Origin of the sequence: Bifidobacterium angulatum DSM 20098 = JCM 7096 (assembly GCF_001025155.1) — a bacterium.
In the GTDB taxonomy this organism is placed as follows: domain Bacteria; phylum Actinomycetota; class Actinomycetes; order Actinomycetales; family Bifidobacteriaceae; genus Bifidobacterium; species Bifidobacterium angulatum.
The window spans coordinates 1,410,452-1,425,911 of the sequence record NZ_AP012322.1; the positions used below are offsets into that span (position 1 = coordinate 1,410,452).

At 61.4% G+C, this 15,460-nt stretch carries 12 protein-coding genes and 1 riboswitch; of the genes, 5 read left to right on the forward strand and 7 right to left on the reverse strand.

Going from position 1 to position 15,460, the window contains the following annotated elements:
* Nucleotides 1-39: 39 nt before the first annotated feature.
* Complete coding sequence (locus BBAG_RS05740) at nucleotides 40-1,212, reverse strand: pyridoxal phosphate-dependent aminotransferase (RefSeq protein ID WP_003826911.1); 1,173 nt, start codon at nucleotides 1,210-1,212, stop codon at nucleotides 40-42.
* Nucleotides 1,213-1,363: 151 nt separating this feature from the next.
* Nucleotides 1,364-2,134 carry a polyphosphate--glucose phosphotransferase gene (gene ppgK / locus BBAG_RS05745; protein WP_003826912.1) on the reverse strand — a complete coding sequence of 257 codons (771 nt, stop codon included), beginning with the start codon at nucleotides 2,132-2,134 and terminating at the stop codon, nucleotides 1,364-1,366.
* 221 nt (nucleotides 2,135-2,355) lie between these two features.
* A riboswitch (FMN riboswitch) is annotated at nucleotides 2,356-2,507 on the forward strand.
* A gap of 24 nt (nucleotides 2,508-2,531) precedes the next feature.
* Here ppgK and BBAG_RS05750 point away from each other — a divergent pair.
* The 3 genes from BBAG_RS05750 (at nucleotide 2,532) to BBAG_RS05760 (ending at nucleotide 6,071) form a co-directional block, all read left to right on the forward strand.
* Complete coding sequence (locus tag BBAG_RS05750) at nucleotides 2,532-3,203, forward strand: ECF transporter S component (RefSeq protein ID WP_003826914.1); 672 nt, start codon at nucleotides 2,532-2,534, stop codon at nucleotides 3,201-3,203.
* 34 nt (nucleotides 3,204-3,237) lie between these two features.
* Nucleotides 3,238-5,640: an energy-coupling factor transporter ATPase gene (locus tag BBAG_RS05755; protein ID WP_231855849.1), complete on the forward strand. Its 2,403-nt coding sequence runs from the start codon at nucleotides 3,238-3,240 to the stop codon at nucleotides 5,638-5,640.
* A 125-nt stretch (nucleotides 5,641-5,765) separates the two neighbouring features.
* A complete protein-coding gene (locus tag BBAG_RS05760; protein WP_003826917.1) occupies nucleotides 5,766-6,071 on the forward strand; it encodes a YhbY family RNA-binding protein in 306 nt (101 codons plus the stop codon).
* 115 nt (nucleotides 6,072-6,186) lie between these two features.
* On the opposite strand, the gene BBAG_RS05765 is transcribed toward BBAG_RS05760, so the two are convergent.
* A complete protein-coding gene (locus BBAG_RS05765; protein WP_033508511.1) occupies nucleotides 6,187-7,677 on the reverse strand; it encodes an MFS transporter in 1,491 nt (496 codons plus the stop codon).
* Nucleotides 7,678-8,093: 416 nt separating this feature from the next.
* Nucleotides 8,094-9,470 carry a replication-associated recombination protein A gene (locus tag BBAG_RS05770; protein ID WP_003826920.1) on the reverse strand — a complete coding sequence of 459 codons (1,377 nt, stop codon included), beginning with the start codon at nucleotides 9,468-9,470 and terminating at the stop codon, nucleotides 8,094-8,096.
* 179 nt (nucleotides 9,471-9,649) lie between these two features.
* On the opposite strand from BBAG_RS05770, the gene BBAG_RS05775 reads away from it, so the two are divergent.
* Nucleotides 9,650-10,681: a PPK2 family polyphosphate kinase gene (locus BBAG_RS05775; protein WP_003826921.1), complete on the forward strand. Its 1,032-nt coding sequence runs from the start codon at nucleotides 9,650-9,652 to the stop codon at nucleotides 10,679-10,681.
* 195 nt (nucleotides 10,682-10,876) lie between these two features.
* Here BBAG_RS05775 and BBAG_RS05780 read toward each other — a convergent pair whose 3' ends face one another.
* The 3 genes from BBAG_RS05780 to BBAG_RS08225 form a co-directional block, all read right to left on the reverse strand.
* Nucleotides 10,877-13,447, reverse strand: a complete 2,571-nt coding sequence (locus BBAG_RS05780; protein WP_003826922.1) for a DEAD/DEAH box helicase — start codon at nucleotides 13,445-13,447, stop codon at nucleotides 10,877-10,879.
* Between the two features lie 71 nt (nucleotides 13,448-13,518).
* Nucleotides 13,519-13,980: a transcriptional regulator NrdR gene (gene nrdR / locus BBAG_RS05785; RefSeq protein ID WP_045920214.1), complete on the reverse strand. Its 462-nt coding sequence runs from the start codon at nucleotides 13,978-13,980 to the stop codon at nucleotides 13,519-13,521.
* A 65-nt stretch (nucleotides 13,981-14,045) separates the two neighbouring features.
* Nucleotides 14,046-14,492: a LysM peptidoglycan-binding domain-containing protein gene (locus tag BBAG_RS08225; protein ID WP_003826924.1), complete on the reverse strand. Its 447-nt coding sequence runs from the start codon at nucleotides 14,490-14,492 to the stop codon at nucleotides 14,046-14,048.
* Nucleotides 14,493-14,621: 129 nt separating this feature from the next.
* On the opposite strand from BBAG_RS08225, the gene lexA reads away from it, so the two are divergent.
* Nucleotides 14,622-15,359: a transcriptional repressor LexA gene (gene lexA / locus BBAG_RS05795; protein ID WP_003826925.1), complete on the forward strand. Its 738-nt coding sequence runs from the start codon at nucleotides 14,622-14,624 to the stop codon at nucleotides 15,357-15,359.
* Nucleotides 15,360-15,460 lie beyond the last annotated feature (101 nt).

The following is a 15,460-nucleotide window of genomic DNA, read 5'->3' on the forward strand; positions in this document are numbered from 1 at the left end:
AGACTCGGGCCGAATCGGCCAACGATTGAGACGGCCCGATCAGCCGAGCATCGTCCGCACGGTGTCGAGCACGGCCGCGATGCTCCGTTTGAACTCCTCCGGTTCTGGCAGAAGGGACACTGCCAGGTACCCGTTCGAGGTCATGTCGAAGAAATACCCCGGCTGGCCGGTAAGCCTGTGATCCGCGATCAGTTTCAATACCAGCTCGTTCTCGTCCAATACCGACGGCACGCGCAGCAGCACGTTCCAACCACCCTCGGGGCGCAGCACGTTCACCACGCCCAGCTCATCGGATTCCAGCATGCGGTGCAACGCGGCAAGATTGCCACGCACCCGCTCGCGCACACGGTCGGTCTGTGCTTCGGCGGCATCCAGCAATGCGGGGATACACCCGGCGATGATGTCGCTCATCGGCAGGTAGTCGTCGGCGATCACATCCAATCGCCGCTGTGCCTCGGCAACATCGTCGTCCGGCCCGGACACGCGAATCCAACCGACCTTGGCGTGCGGGGCGGCCAGCATCTTCGAGAAGCCGTCGAGCGCGAAGGTGAGCACGCCTTCCTCGCCGGCCAGTCTGCGGTTCGCGGCGATGGGCTCCAGATCGTAGTCGAAGAACACCTCGTCGGCGATGATGGCGATGCCGCGTTCACGGCACAGGGCGACCAGGGCCTCACGCTCGTTCTCCTTGACGTATGAGCCAGTGGGGTTGTTGGGGTTGATGAGCACCAGCGCCCGAACACGTTCGCCTTCGGGCGAGTCGAGGATCGCCGCGATGTCGGCGGGTTCGATGTACCACGCGCCGTCGTAGTGCAGCTGGTATTCGATCGCATGCACGCATTCGAGGCCGGCGATCGATTCGATCAGCGGATAGCCGGGCTTGGGGGCGAGCACCGCATCTCCCGCGTCGCAGAGCAGTTTGATGAGCCAGGAATACGCTTCGGATGTGGACGACAGCAGGTACAGACGTTCCGGATCGACTGCACGCCCGCTCTGATCGCCAAGAAATCCTGCCAGGGATTCGCGTGCCGCCTTGGGGCCGCGCGGGTTCGCCTCGTAGACGTTGGGGATCTCCTGCGGCGCCAGGCCATGACGGGTGGGGTTGGAATCGCTGAGTTTGCCAAGCGTGATGCCTGCCGTTGCGGCGCTGGCCTGGGCGGCGGCGATCGGGTTCGGCGCGCTGATATCCACGCGGGACGAGAAATGCACAGTCATGCGTTCCAGCCTACTCCGTGCCGTTCACGGCCGATCATCGGTCATCCCGCGTATGCAGAACGCCTCTTCCCATATACGCGAAACGGGGAGGATCGGAACGAACCGATCCTCCCCGTTCAGCAATCAGCACAGTCGCCTATGCGACGGCGATTCAGTGCTGCTGCTTGACGCTGGCATAGTAGGCGGCACCGATGATGCCAGCCTCGTTGCGCAGTGTTGCCGGCACGACCTTCGTCTTGATGTCGATGCGCGGAATGAACTTGTCGGCCTGACGGGACACGCCGCCGCCAATCACGATCAGATCCGGGTTGAAGTACTTCTCCAACAGACCGTAGTACTTGGTCAGGCGCTTCGACCACTTCTTGTAGCTGATGCCTTCGATGTCCTTAATGGAGGATGCGGCGTACTTCTCGGCGTCCAGATGCTTGGAGTTGAGAATGATGTGGCCGAGCTCGGTGTTCGGAACCAGAACGCCGTCCATGATCAGGGCGGTGCCGATGCCGGTGCCCAACGTGGTGGCGATGACCAGGCCCTTCTGGCCCTTGGCAGCGCCGAACTGCTGTTCGGCGAGACCGGCGGCGTCGGCGTCGTTCACCACGGTGATCGGGCGGCCGCAAGCCTGCGAGAACACCTCGGTCACGTCGGTGCCGACCCAGGACTGATCCAGGTTGGCCATGAAGTCCAGCGGCTGGCCGGGCTTGATCGGGGCCGGGAAGGCGACGCCCACCGGCACATCGGCCGGTACGTCGAAGTGTTCCAGCTGCTGCTTGACGATGGCGGCCACCGCTTCCGGAGTGGAGACCTCCGGGGTAAGAATCTTCAGACGGGGTTCGGCAAACTCGCCCTTCTCAAGATTGACGGGTGCGGCCTTGATTCCAGAGCCGCCGATATCGACGCCAAAAGCCTGAGCTGTTTCAATCATCTTTGACCTCTCTTCGCAGAAGGTGAATAGTTAGCGAACCGGTAATATCATGGTATCGCCCGAGTACGCTGTGGCACGCGGGAAATCCCGTAACACCACTGCATCTTATGCAAACGTATGCGATAAATTCCGACCCCGGCGTGGCGCAAACGTTGCCATTCGGTATCTCAGCAAATGGTCATCACGCCACCGTAGTCGTGCGCACCGTGTAGAAACGATTCCGTAAGTTTCAGGGAAGGTGAAATTCCTTACTGGCGGTAAGTCGGCGCCCGGCATTCATAACGGAGCGCACGGCAAGCCCGCGACCCGCGCAAGCGGCCGATTCGGTGCGATTCCGAAGCCAACGGTACAGTCCGGATGGAAGAAACGAGGAGCTCCTATGAGCCAGTCTTCTGCTATGCAATCCCATAACGATTCCAGCAACACCGCCGATTCGCAGGTCACGGCAGCGAACGCCGCACAAGCCGAAGGCACCGAGCGGAACCAGCGCGCCACACCGTCGAACCACGCCACCGGCACGCATTCCACCGGCGTCGCCGACCACGGGCGCTGGTCCACACGACGCATCGCCATATACGCGCTGTTCGTCGCGCTCGCCATGGCCGCCAGCCTCATCGAACTGCCGATCTTCCCCGCGGCGCCATGGCTCAAATACGATCCGTCCGGCATCGTCTGCCTTATCGCCGGCTTCGCCTTCGGCCCCTACGCCGCTGCAATCGTTTCCATTCTCGGTTTCCTTCCCCACGTGTTCACCAGCCCGTGGGGCGCGCTGATGGGCATGCTGGTGGCATTGGCGATCTCCGTTCCCGCTGCACTCGTATACCGCCGCAAGCGCACGCGCAACGGCGCGATGGCCGGCATGGCGCTGGGCATGGCGATCGCACTGGTGGTGGCCTTGGTCTCGAACCTGCTGGTCACCCCACTGTACGCGCATATGACGGTGGCGCAGGTGGCCGCAATGATCGTACCGATCCTGCTGCCGTTCAACCTGCTGAAATTCGCGATCCACGCCGTGGTGACCTTCCTCATCTACAAACCCGTCACCGCGCTGATCGACCATGCCGCCTAAGCCGACCAGGCCACCTAGACCGACCATGCCGCAGATGACGGAAAGCACGATGAATACGCCAGGCACCGATCCGATAGTCGAACTGCATGACGTACGGTTCAGCTATGACACCGGCGCACACTGGACGCTCGACGGCATCGACCTGACCATCATGCCCGGCGAACGCATCTGTCTGACCGGAGCGAACGGTTCGGGCAAATCCACACTCGCCCGCCTTATCTGCGGCCTGGCCGCCCCCGATTCAGGCACGGTGCGACTGCTGGGCATGCCGGTATTCACTACGGCGGACGGCCCGGACGCCGAATCCTACCGGGCGGCCCGCCGCGGCATCGGCGCGGTATTCCAGAAACCCGAAGACCAGATCGTCACCACCATACTCGAGGACGACGTGGCGTTCGGGCCAGAGAATCTCGCCGTACCGCACGGCAAAATCGGCGAGCGCATCGACACCGCCTTGCGTGCGGTCGGATTGCAGCGTCAACGCCAGGCCGACCCGACACGCATGAGCGGCGGGCAGCAGCAGCGTGCCGCCATCGCCGGCATGCTCGCCATGCAGCCGCGCCTGCTGGTGCTTGACGAACCGACCGCCATGCTGGACGAAACCGCACGCGCCGACGTCATGCAGGTGCTCGACGAACTGCAGCAGCGCGGTACCACCATCGTCCATGTGACGCACCGCCCTGAGGAGACCGCTCACGCGACGCGTACGCTCAGGCTGGAACACGGCAGACTCATCTCATTGACACAGCCGGCGACGCATACGGCGGAATCGACTGCGGTCACGCCGATGGAAACCGACACAGCCAATGCAAATGCCACAGCAGATACAGTGAACGCAACCGTCGCAGACACCGTTCCCGCCGACCTACAGCCTTCCGACCATCAGTGCGCCGGCAATCCACTGGTCGCCATCGACCATCTCACCTACACCTACCCCGGCACAACCACACCGGCACTCGCAGACCTGTCGTTTACCATCGACCACGGCGAGACCATAGCCGTCATAGGTTCTAATGGCGCCGGCAAATCCACCCTCGCACGAGTCATATGCGCACTCGCCAAGCCAAACAGCTGCACGGTCATGGTGGACGGCATTCCGTTGCATCGCGCCAACCGCAGGCAGCGAGCGCGCGTGCACGCCTCGGTCGGCTACATCATGCAGCATCCGGAGCATCAGTTGTTCGCCTCAAGTGTCGCCGAAGACATCGCCTTTGGTCCAAGTAATCAGGGGCTCAGCGAATCCGAGGTGACACGACGGGTCGAAGAGACCATGCGCCTGCTGCATATCGACCATCTTGCCGACTGCTCGCCGTTCGCCCTGTCGGGAGGCCAGCAACGACTCGTCGCCATCGCCGGGGTGCTGGCGTGCCGTCCCAAGCTCATCATCATGGATGAGCCGGCGGCAGGGCTGGACGCCGACGCCCGCAGGCGTCTGCACGCTCTGATCGGGCGGCTGCACGAACGGGGCGTGGCCGTCATGCTTATTACGCATGATACGGACGAGGCCCGTGCGGTAGCGGATCGCATCGTGCGCATCGCTCCGGCCGCGGGCGCGGATGAGCGGGATGTGGCATCGCGCGGCGAGAGCGCAACGACTTCGACACGCAACGGAACCGCACATGGGCACAGACCTGGTCACAGCGAACGCCGGCAATCCAAGGACCGTGTCTCCGCTTCCTTCGTCGCCCGTCTCGACCCCCGTGTGAAACTGCCGGTATTCCTGCTGGTCATGATGTGCGCGTTCGTCATCTCGAATGGCCACCAGCTGGCCGTTGGCGCCTGCGCGGTCGCCGTGGTGTTGGCGGCGTCGCGTATCGGCGTACGGCGGCTATGGCGTTCGATCCGCGTATTTCTGGTGTTGTTCGCGTTTATGGGATTGGCGAATGTGTTCTTCGTGCGCACGGGCACGGTGCTTGCGACCATCGGTTCCGTTCCCATCACCGATGACGGGCTGGCCATATCGGCACTGTATATCTGCCGTTTCGCCATGGTTATCGTGCTGGGTGCCGTATTCCTTGCCACCACCACGCCCACGGCCATCACCGATGCCGTCGATTCGCTGTTCTCCCCGTTACGCAGATTCGGCTTGCACACGCAGGAGGTGGCGCTGGTGTTCAGTCTGGCGTTACGGTTCCTGCCGACGCTGGCGATGGAGACCCGCGCGATCATGGACGCGCAGGCGGCTCGTGGCGGCTCCATCGAAACCGGTTCTCCGTTACGACGCCTACACGCCATGGCGGCGATCATCGTGCCGGTGTTCGCCGGGGCGCTCCGCCACGCGGATAATCTCAGCCTCGCGCTTGATGCGCGCTGCTATGAGGAGGGCATCGATCGGACACATTGGAGAACGTTGCGTATCATGCCGTATGACATCGTATTCGCTACGGGGGCGATACTGACCGTTCTCGCCATCGCGGTATTCGCGTTTCTGCCGTAGTCCATCGGGCATGGGCGCCGGCGACAAGTCTGCGGCGGCACCTTGCGCAACCCCTTGCGGTATGCTGGCGGATGGTATGACAACGCGCATGACCGCATGCGCGCGACGAATCGAAGGACGTATCAATGGCACTGACCAAAAAACAGACCAAGCAGCTGCGCGCATTGGCGAATTCGCTCAAGCCGCTGTTCTACGTAGGCAAGAACGATCTGACCGAAGCCGCAATCAAGCAGGCCGATGAGACCATCGAAAAGCACGAGCTCATCAAATGCGCCGTGCAGGACGGCTCCGAACTGACCGCCAAGGAGGCCGCCGAACAGCTGGCCGAACGGCTGGGCGCCGATGTCGTGCAGACCATCGGCAATCGTTTCGTGATCTACCGTCGTTCCAAGCGCGACGACGTTGAGCATATTCGTCTGGTGCGCGAATAATCCCTCACGCTGCCACGGTGTACGCGCTTAACCGGCAGCAGCAGCACATATATTGAGGCGGCTCCCCATCACAACAATGGGGAGCCGCCTCCTGCATTTACCAGTAGCCGAGCTTTCAGCGTTTCGCCGACGCGTGACGGCGCACGCGAATACGCATGGCCATGGCGAGACAGGTCCAGCCAATCAGGCAAATCAGAATCATCGTGCCGAAAGTCCAGGCACCGCCGACAGCCGTGGCATGAGCGAAGGATGCGGTCCCCTCCCGCCCAGCACCCGCCTGTGCCACCGACAGAATCGTGGAGAACAACGCGGTTCCGGCCGCGCCACCGAATTGCAGGCAGGTGTTGAAGATGGCGTTGCCGTCCGGCTTGAACGCGCCAGGCACCTCGGACAGCGCACTGGTCATCACGTTCGCATTGCCGATCGCATAGAAGAATCCGAAGACGAAATAGAATCCGGCCAGCAGCGTCGCCGTCAGGCGCATGGAGAAGACCAGCATCAGCGTGGGACCGAGAACGGCGATGCCCATGGGGATAAGAATCGGTTTGACAGCGCCGAAACGGTCATAGAGCCAGCCGCCGAGCGGGGCGCACACCGCACCGATCAGAGCGCCGGGCAGCACCAGGGCGCCGGCCACGAACGTAGAAGTGCCAAGCGACAGCTGGGCGACGTTGGTGATCACATAGCCGTAGCCGATGGCGACCAGCGGCATCACCGTGTATGCCACGGCGTGCAGCAGCACCACGGGATCGCGCAGAATGCCCAAACGCAGCAGCGGGGAGAACGCACGACGGGACATGCATACGAACAGCACCAGCGAGCCGAGCCCGACCACCAGGCACACCACGGTCACGATGAACGAGAATGTCGCATCCCCACCGGACACCAGCTTGCCCACGGCCACGCCACCCTGGTTCAACGCGAGCACCAGGCCGACCAGCGCGCATACGATGGCGGTCAGCTGCAACGGATCGAGATAGGCATCCTCATTCGGCACCTTCTGTTCGATGCAACGACATCCGATCACCGCAGCCAATAGAATCAGCGGGACCGCGATGACGAAAATCGCCCTCCACGGCAGAATGCTGGTCACCGCGCCGCCGACGGTCGGCCCGATGGCCGGCGCGACGGTGATCACCAGCGAGCCGACGCCCATCAGTCGCCCAATCTTGGAACGCGGCGACTGTTCGAGGATGATGTTCATCATCAATGGCGTGGCGATGCCGGAGCCGATGCCCTGGATGACACGCGCCAACAGCAGCAGCGGGAAGGCATGCGCAACGATCATGATCAGCGAGCCGATAATGGCCAGCGCCACCGCAGCCAGGAACAGCGCCTTGATCTTGAACCGTCGTTTCAGGAAGGAACTGACCGGCATGGTTGCCGCCACGGACAGCAGGTAGATGGTGGTGATCCATTGGACCGTCGATGTGGTGACGTTGAATTCGCGCATCAGCGCGGGGAACAGCACCGTCATCACGGTTTCCGTAAGAATGCCGATGAAGGCCAGCGAACCGACCGCGACGATGGAGCCGATCAGCCTTCCGCTGATCTTCTCGTCGCTGCCGGGGCGGTCCGTCTGCCTGCCCGATTCGTGTGCTGCCATTGATGTCGTCGCGCCGTTCGTCATGCGCGTATCTGTGCTTGCGTTCATATGTTTGTTCGTATATTCGGTTTCTTGTTCGTTCTCTGTTCGCCGCGTGGCCCGTATTGCGTTCCATGGTGAACATAGCCGTTGGGATTTGCGGTTGTATGTTGTGGAATTGGGTTTGCCAGCCGGCGTATGTATCCTCGTGCCGCGCACCTGCGCGGGAAACGTTTCGTTTGATAGCCGCGCATCAGTCTAGCCGGGTCAGTTGGACATTCGGCCGACAGCTGTCCTTGAACGGCGGAAGCATTATGCAAAGAGCGTTTCCACCCAAAGCCACGCCTCCGCCGTGGCCGTTCTCCCGGCGTGTCCGCCCGTCTTACGAAACGGCGGACGGCAAAAACACAAGACGCGCACGCCCCGAGACGCTGCGCTCAGTCGTGGGGGTCCTCGCTGTGCAGAATCGGCCGGATCTTGGCGAGGCGGGCACTTACCTCATGCTCGTAACCGCGGTCGTTGGGATGATAGTATTCGCGCCCCTTGAGTTCGTCAGGCATGTACTGTTGGGGAGCCACCGCGCCAGGCCAGTCATGTGCATAACGGTAGCCTTCGTGGTTGCCCCATTCCTTCATGAGCTTGGTGGGGGCGTTGCGCAAATGCAACGGCACGGCGCCGATATGCCCCGCGTCCACATCGGCCAGCGCCTCGTTGATGGCATTATAGCTGGCGTTCGACTTGGGAGCCGTGGCCACCGCAAGGGTCGCCTCGGCAAGAATGATCCGCGCTTCCGGCATGCCGACCAACGCCACGGCCTGCGCTGCGGCCACAGTGACCTGCAGAATCTGCGGCGCGGCCATGCCCACTTCTTCGGCGGCGGCGATCATGATGCGACGGGCGATGAAACGCGGATCCTCGCCCGCGCGAATCATACGCGCCAGATAATGTATGGCCGCATCCGGGTCGGAGCCGCGCATGGACTTGATGAACGCGGATATCACATCGTAATGGTCGTCGCCATCCTTGTCGTAGCGCACGGTGGCCGTGTCCATGACGGTTGACACGACATCCGGTGTGATGATGGGCTTGCGCGCGCCTTTCCTGCGCGCTTTGTCCCCTGTCACCGCGCCTGCGGCCGCTTCGAGAATCGTCAGGCTTTTGCGCGCATCGCCACCCGCCATGCGCACGATTTCGTCGATGGCGTCATCGTTCGCCTTGACTTCGCCCTGTAGGCCCTTCGGGCTTTCCAACGCACGAACGATGAGTTCCTTAAGCTGATCGGGTTCCAACGATTCGAGTTTGACTACCACGGAACGCGACAGCAGCGGTTTGATGACGGAAAAACTGGGGTTTTCGGTGGTCGCGCCGATGAAGGTGACGTCACGGTTCTCCACGGCCGGCAGCAGCGCATCCTGCTGGGATTTGGAGAAGCGGTGCACTTCGTCGATGAACAGCACCGTCTCCTTGCCTTGCGACACCAGTCGTTCGTGGGCGCGATCCAGCACGTCGCGCACATCCTTGACGCCTGATGTCACGGCGGAAAGCTCTTCGAATTCACGCCCCGATTGCTTGGCCACAATGGTGGCGAGCGTGGTTTTGCCCACACCGGGAGGGCCGAACAGGATGATGGAGCTGGGAGCGGTAAGCGAGCCTTTGGAAGCGGGATTGGCAAGACGACGCAACGGCGACCCCTGCCCGAGCACATGGCTCTGCCCCACCACCTCGTCGAGGGTGTGCGGGCGCATACGCACCGCCAACGGCCTTGTCATGTCTTCGGGCGCCTCGGAAGCGCCGAACAAATCCTGCTCGCTCATATCTCTCACTCTACCGCGCAGTCGGCGCGCGCCGGGAACCATCGCGTACTGCGCAAAACCACCCCCTACTCCCCAGTGCTGCCGGCAGCCCATCGGCGCTATATGCCACGTATGGCAATACGCCATCGTTAGCGCGACAGCCCCCCGAAAAACGACGATTGTTACGCTGCGCCGCTACGATGGGTACCGGTAGCAATATCGGCAAGGAGGCTGACATGGCTGACAAGGACGCGAAGAAGGGGATCGCCAAGGATTCCGACACGGAAAGAACACTGAACAAGATCGAGAATCATCTTGACACCATCAGACGCGCGAAAACCGTATCGGTGCGTTTGGCGCACGTGGCGAAGGTGAGTGAGCTGTTGAGCTCCGTATGGGATCTGCCACCGGCACAGCTGCTGCGCTTCCATTCCGACATGGATGTCCGTGAAGTCGATCCTCATGCGCTTCCTGGTTGGGGCGGCGACCGTGGCGACGCCGAGCATTTCATGCAGATCAGCTCGTTGAGCATCGCGCGATACCAGCGCCTGCTGTATGCGAACGGTACGAAGAAATCGAACAAGCGTCTGCTGATCGTGCTGCAAGGCATGGACGCCTCCGGCAAGGGCGGCATCGTCCGTCATGTATTCAGTCAGGGCGACCCGATGGGCATCCACTACCACGGGTTCGGCGCCCCCACCGACGAGGAGAGGCAGCATGATTATCTGTGGCGCGTGAAACGGCAGCTGCCGCAGAATGGCTGGATCGGCATTTTCGACCGCTCCCATTACGAGGACATCGTGATGCCGCGCATCTACGGCACGGTTCCGGAAGACCAGTGGCGTGCACGCTACGACGAGATCAACACGTTCGAGCATGATCTGGTGGCCGGCGGCTGCACGATTCTGAAGATCTTCCTCGTGTCCAGCAAGGAGGAGCAGAAGAAGCATTTTCTTGACCGGTTGGACGATCCGACGAAGTATTGGAAATTCGATCCGAGCGATCTGGAAGCGCGTGAACGCTGGGACGAATATATGGACGCATGGCAGGAGGTCTTTGAGAAGACCAGCACCGATGACGCGCCCTGGTACATCGTTCCGGCGGATAATCGCTGGTATTCCAGGGCCGTGGCGTCGGAATTGCTTCGTATCAGCATGCGCAACATGAATCTCATGTGGCCGCCGCTTTCGGTGGATGCGGATGAGATGAGACGCCGTTTGGAGAACGATTAACAGTGGCTGACACGGCTGATATGGGGACAAGCGAAATCCTCGTCTCCATACCAGCCGGCTGCCGTCCTGCTGCCCGCTGTTCAGCGACTGTTTCGCCGATCGAGCACCCGTCTCGGACGGCGAAACGCCCGCAGCGAGATCACGGCGCCCTTGCGGCGTCTGGCCGGCGCGCAACCAGATTGCGGGGGGGCTCGATCAGTTTCCGACCGAATAGTCGAAGAACACCACTTCGCCGCCGTTCTGTGTGGCGTCAAGATCGACCACGCCGGTGATGGCCCAATCGTGGTCGCCATCGGAATCGTCGATGATCTGGCGCACCTTCCATGTGTGCTCGTCGCGTTCGTGCGTGTCGTCCAGCATGAACAGCTTGGGCGAGCGGGCCTCGGCATCGACGTTCACATACTCGTGCTCGTCGTAGTAATCGTCAAGCGCATCCTCCCATTCATGCACGCCGTAGCCCCAGTCCTTGTCGAGGGCGCCGAGCTCCTCGGGCCTGTCAAGATCCATAAGCTGCACACGGCGGAACATGGCGTTGCGCACCAGCACGGTAAGCCCTCGCCTGTCTTCGACCACATCGTTGCCGGAGCCGGGCGCGGCCAGCGACGCCGCGGCCTGCGACGCCTCATCCGACGTATTGCCGGCGTTCTCCCATTCGTCCACCAGACTGGAATCGATGGAACGCACCAGCACGCGCAGCCAGGCGATGATGTCTTTCAGCCGTTCGTCGCGTTTTTCGACCGGCACGGTACGTGCCAGCGAACGGTAGGCATCGGACAGATAGCGCAGCAGGGTGCCTTCGGAACGCGCGATGTTGTATCGGGCGATATAGCCGGTGAAGTCCGAAGCGGTTTCGACCATGTCACGCACCACGGATTTCGGGCTCAGCCAGTAATCGTTCGCCCATGGCACATCGTGACGATACTTGGTGAAAGCCGCATCAAGCAGATCCTCCAACGGCTTCGGATAGGTGATTTCGGCGAGCCTGTCCATGCGCTCGTCATAGTCCAGGCCGTCGGCCTTCATATCGGCCATGGCCTTGTCCTTCGCCGCGCGTTCCTGCGCACGCAATACCTGCCGTGGGTCTTCGAGCGTGGCCTCGACCATGGAGATCACGTCAAGCGCATAGGTTTCCGACTCGGGGTCGAGCAGTTCGAGCGCGGCCAGCAGGAACGGCGACAACGGCTGGTCGAGCGCGAAATCGTCGGGCATATCGAGCGTCATCAGATAGTCCAGGCTGCCGTCGGAGCGGCGTTCGGTCTCGATGACCTCCGTGTCGAACAGGGTCTGGAAGATCTCGTCGGCCCGCTGATGCAGGCGCTCCTTCTGATCCGGGGTCTGCGCCGAATCGTCGATGAGCCGATCGATGCGCTCCCTGGCATCGCCGCCCTGTTCCACCTCGTTAAGCACCATGGAATGCGTGATCTTCAAGTGCGGGACCAGCGTTTCCGGCTCAGCGTCGATAAGCTTGTCGAAGGTGTTCTGGTTCCAGTTCACGAACCCTTCGGGAGCCTTCTTGCGCTTGATCTTCTTCAGCTTCTTCGGGTCGCCTCCGGCCTTGGCTATGGCCTTTTGGTTCTCGATTTCGAATTCCGGCGCTTCGGCAATCACCAATCCTTCGGTGTCGAACCCCATACGCCCGGCTCGACCCGCGATCTGATGGAATTCGCGCGCCTTGAGCTTACGCATCTTATTGCCATCGTATTTGGTCAGGGCGGTAAGCACCACACAGTGAATAGGCACGTTGATGCCGACGCCCAGCGTATCGGTGCCGCAGATCACCGAAAGCAGCCCCTGCTGGGCCAGCTGTTCGACCAGCCTGCGATACCGCGGCAGCATGCCAGCATGGTGCACGCCGATGCCGGTGCGCAGCAAGCGTTGCAGAATCTTGCCGAACGCCGTGGTGAACTTCACGCCTTTGATGGCTTCCGCGATGGCGTTGCGCTGCTCCTTGCTGGATACGCCGGTGGAGGCCAGCGCCTGCGCCGTTTCCAGCGCCGCATCCTGCGAGAAGTGCACGACATAGATAGGCGTTGACCCATCCTTGTAGGCCAGCTCGACCGTGCGTTCAAGCGGATCAAGCGTGTATTCATAGTTCAGCGGAACAGGGCGTGGGGCATTGGCGATGACGTCCACATCCGGCGTGTCGTTCAGCTCGGAAAGCTTGTTCGCGATGGCGTCCACATTGCCCAATGTGGCGCTCATCAGCAGAAACTGCGTTTGCGGCAGGGTGAGCAACGGCACCTGCCATGCCCAGCCGCGTTCGGGATCGCCGAAATAGTGGAACTCATCCATAGCGACCAAACCGACATCGGCATGCTCGCCTTCGCGCAACGCCTGATTGGCCAGAATCTCGGCGGTGCAGCAGATGATCGGCGCGTCGGCGTTGATATGGCTGTCGCCGGTGATCATGCCTACGTTCTCACGTCCGAACACTTCGATCAGATCGAAGAATTTCTCGCTGACCAGCGCCTTGATTGGAGCCGTATAGTACGAACGGCGACCGGTGCACAGGGCCGCGAAATGCATGCCCAACGCCACCAGGGATTTGCCCGACCCTGTAGGCGTGTTCAAAATAACATGGTCCCCGGCGAGAATATCCATAATGGCTTCTTCCTGATGGGGCCATGGCTCGATGCCTTTGACATCGATGGCCCAGTCGAAGAACCGCTCGTAGATATCGTCCGCCGTCAGGTTGCGAGCCCCTTCTCCGCTCGCCCAATCCGGGGCAAGCCGCCCCAGGGAACCATAGGTTGTCTCATCACTCATCTCATTGCCCACCTTATAACCACGTCATCGTATGACCATGCTTCATTGCCCGTATTCAAGGAGCGTCACAGCTACGCTTCCTGGTCTTCGCCCCCATTGCGCAATTCGTTGATCGCCTTTTGGAAATCCTCGAGATTCTCGAAATTCTGGTACACGCTCGCAAACCGCATATAGGCCACTTCGTCCAGATCGCGCAACGGCTTGAGGATCGCCTTGCCCACTTCCGCCGACGTGACCTGCGCCTGGCCGGCGGAACGAAGGTCCTCCTCGACCCGCTGCCCCAGCTTCTTCAGGTCGGATTCCTGCACCGGCCGGCCCTGGCATGCCTTGCGAACCCCGGAAATCACCTTATCGCGATTGAACGGCTCAAGACTGCCGGACCGCTTCTCCACCAGCAGCGTAGTGGTCTCCAACGTGGTGAAGCGACGGTTGCAGTGCAGGCAGAGGCGCCGGCGACGGATGGAGTATCCGTCCTCGCTGACACGAGTCTCAATGACCTTGGTTTCAGAATGATGACAATATGGGCAATGCATGACCCCCACCATACCCGAAACCGCAGGAATTCGCGTGTTGCGACGCGATGCGACACACGGTGCGGTTAGTCGGCCGGCACGATTATCCGCTGCCCGGGAACCAGCACTGCCGAATCGAGTTCGTTAAGCGCCATCAGCTCGTCCACCGTTCGCGCAACATCTCCTCCCTGCGAGGTGATCGATGATGCATACGCCCACAGGGTATCTCCGGGGCGCACCGTGTAGCTCACCACATGCGTAGGCAATGTCGCGGAATCGGCCTTGGGCAGCATCATCATATCCGCCGCCAGCCATACGAGCGCAACAGCAAACAGCGCCACAAGCAGGCAGCCGCATTTTCTTCGTACAACCCCACGCACATCAACCACGCGCACGCCAGGCGCACGCAACGCCTTGCCGAGGTGACGCATGTGAACCACGGCGCTATCTCTTTCATCGGCATCGATCCGCTCGTCGGCACTTGCCCGCAACCCCATTGTGCACCCGAACATCGCAACCACCCTTTCGAACATCTGTTCTATCGAACGTTTGTTCTAAGTGTTGCACAGATGTTCGAATCACGCAACCCGCCACATCGAACAAATGTTTGATTTCAATACGGAATCACGTTAAGCTGAATGGAACGACGAAAGGAGCGTCTTATGAGCGATGTCCCCCCTAAGCCGCAGGCAGACGCCACTGCGTCCGATCTCACCGACCGCCAGCTTCAGGTGCTCAAGGCGATCACCACGTATCAGAACGAGCGCGGCTTCGTCCCCTCGTTTCGTGAAATCGGCGCGGCAGCAGGTCTGAAAAGCCCTTCGTCGGTCAAACATCAGCTGCAAACACTGGAAGACAAAGGCTATATCCGCCTCAACGCCAATAAGGGCAGAGCCGTCGAGATCCTGCACGACCCGTTCTCCGAGGAACCTTCGGGGGCGAACCGTGCCGAGGGCGACTCCCGACACGACATGGCCACCATCATCCCCTTCCCCTCGCAAAACACCAGCGAGGCCGTTCTGGAATCGCGAGACATTCCGCTGGTGGGGCGCATCGCCGCAGGAACACCAATCACCGCCGAACAGCATATCGACGACGTCATGCGCCTGCCCGAGCGCCTTACCGGCTCCGGCGGCAATCTATTCATGCTGGAGGTACACGGCGATTCCATGATCGACGCCGCGATCTGCAACGGCGATTTCGTGGTGGTGCGCGAACAGCATACGGCGGTGAACGGCGATATCGTGGCGGCGCTGCTCGACGGCGAGGCGACGGTAAAGACCTTCCGCAAGGACAAGGGCCACGTGTGGCTTATGCCGCACAATCCCGCCTACTCCCCCATCGACGGCACCTATGCCACCATCATGGGAAAGGTTGTCACCGTCCTGCGAAAGCTGTAGAGTCTGACCAGCACAACAGCACAGTTCGAAGCCCCGGCCACGCGCCGGGGCTTCGTCGTTACAGCGCTAACCGCAAATGGTACTGAGAAGCAGTCTCATCT

Coding starts and splice junctions, on each gene's coding strand:
- BBAG_RS05740 (WP_003826911.1), bottom strand. CDS start 1,212: ATGACTGTGCATTTCTCGTCCCGCGTGGATATCAGCGCGCCGAACCCG.
- ppgK (WP_003826912.1), bottom strand. CDS start 2,134: ATGATTGAAACAGCTCAGGCTTTTGGCGTCGATATCGGCGGCTCTGGA.
- BBAG_RS05750 (WP_003826914.1), top strand. CDS start 2,532: ATGCAATCCCATAACGATTCCAGCAACACCGCCGATTCGCAGGTCACG.
- BBAG_RS05755 (WP_231855849.1), top strand. CDS start 3,238: ATGACGGAAAGCACGATGAATACGCCAGGCACCGATCCGATAGTCGAA.
- BBAG_RS05760 (WP_003826917.1), top strand. CDS start 5,766: ATGGCACTGACCAAAAAACAGACCAAGCAGCTGCGCGCATTGGCGAAT.
- BBAG_RS05765 (WP_033508511.1), bottom strand. CDS start 7,677: ATGGCAGCACACGAATCGGGCAGGCAGACGGACCGCCCCGGCAGCGAC.
- BBAG_RS05770 (WP_003826920.1), bottom strand. CDS start 9,470: ATGAGCGAGCAGGATTTGTTCGGCGCTTCCGAGGCGCCCGAAGACATG.
- BBAG_RS05775 (WP_003826921.1), top strand. CDS start 9,650: ATGGGTACCGGTAGCAATATCGGCAAGGAGGCTGACATGGCTGACAAG.
- BBAG_RS05780 (WP_003826922.1), bottom strand. CDS start 13,447: ATGAGTGATGAGACAACCTATGGTTCCCTGGGGCGGCTTGCCCCGGAT.
- nrdR (WP_045920214.1), bottom strand. CDS start 13,980: ATGCATTGCCCATATTGTCATCATTCTGAAACCAAGGTCATTGAGACT.
- BBAG_RS08225 (WP_003826924.1), bottom strand. CDS start 14,492: ATGTTCGAAAGGGTGGTTGCGATGTTCGGGTGCACAATGGGGTTGCGG.
- lexA (WP_003826925.1), top strand. CDS start 14,622: ATGAGCGATGTCCCCCCTAAGCCGCAGGCAGACGCCACTGCGTCCGAT.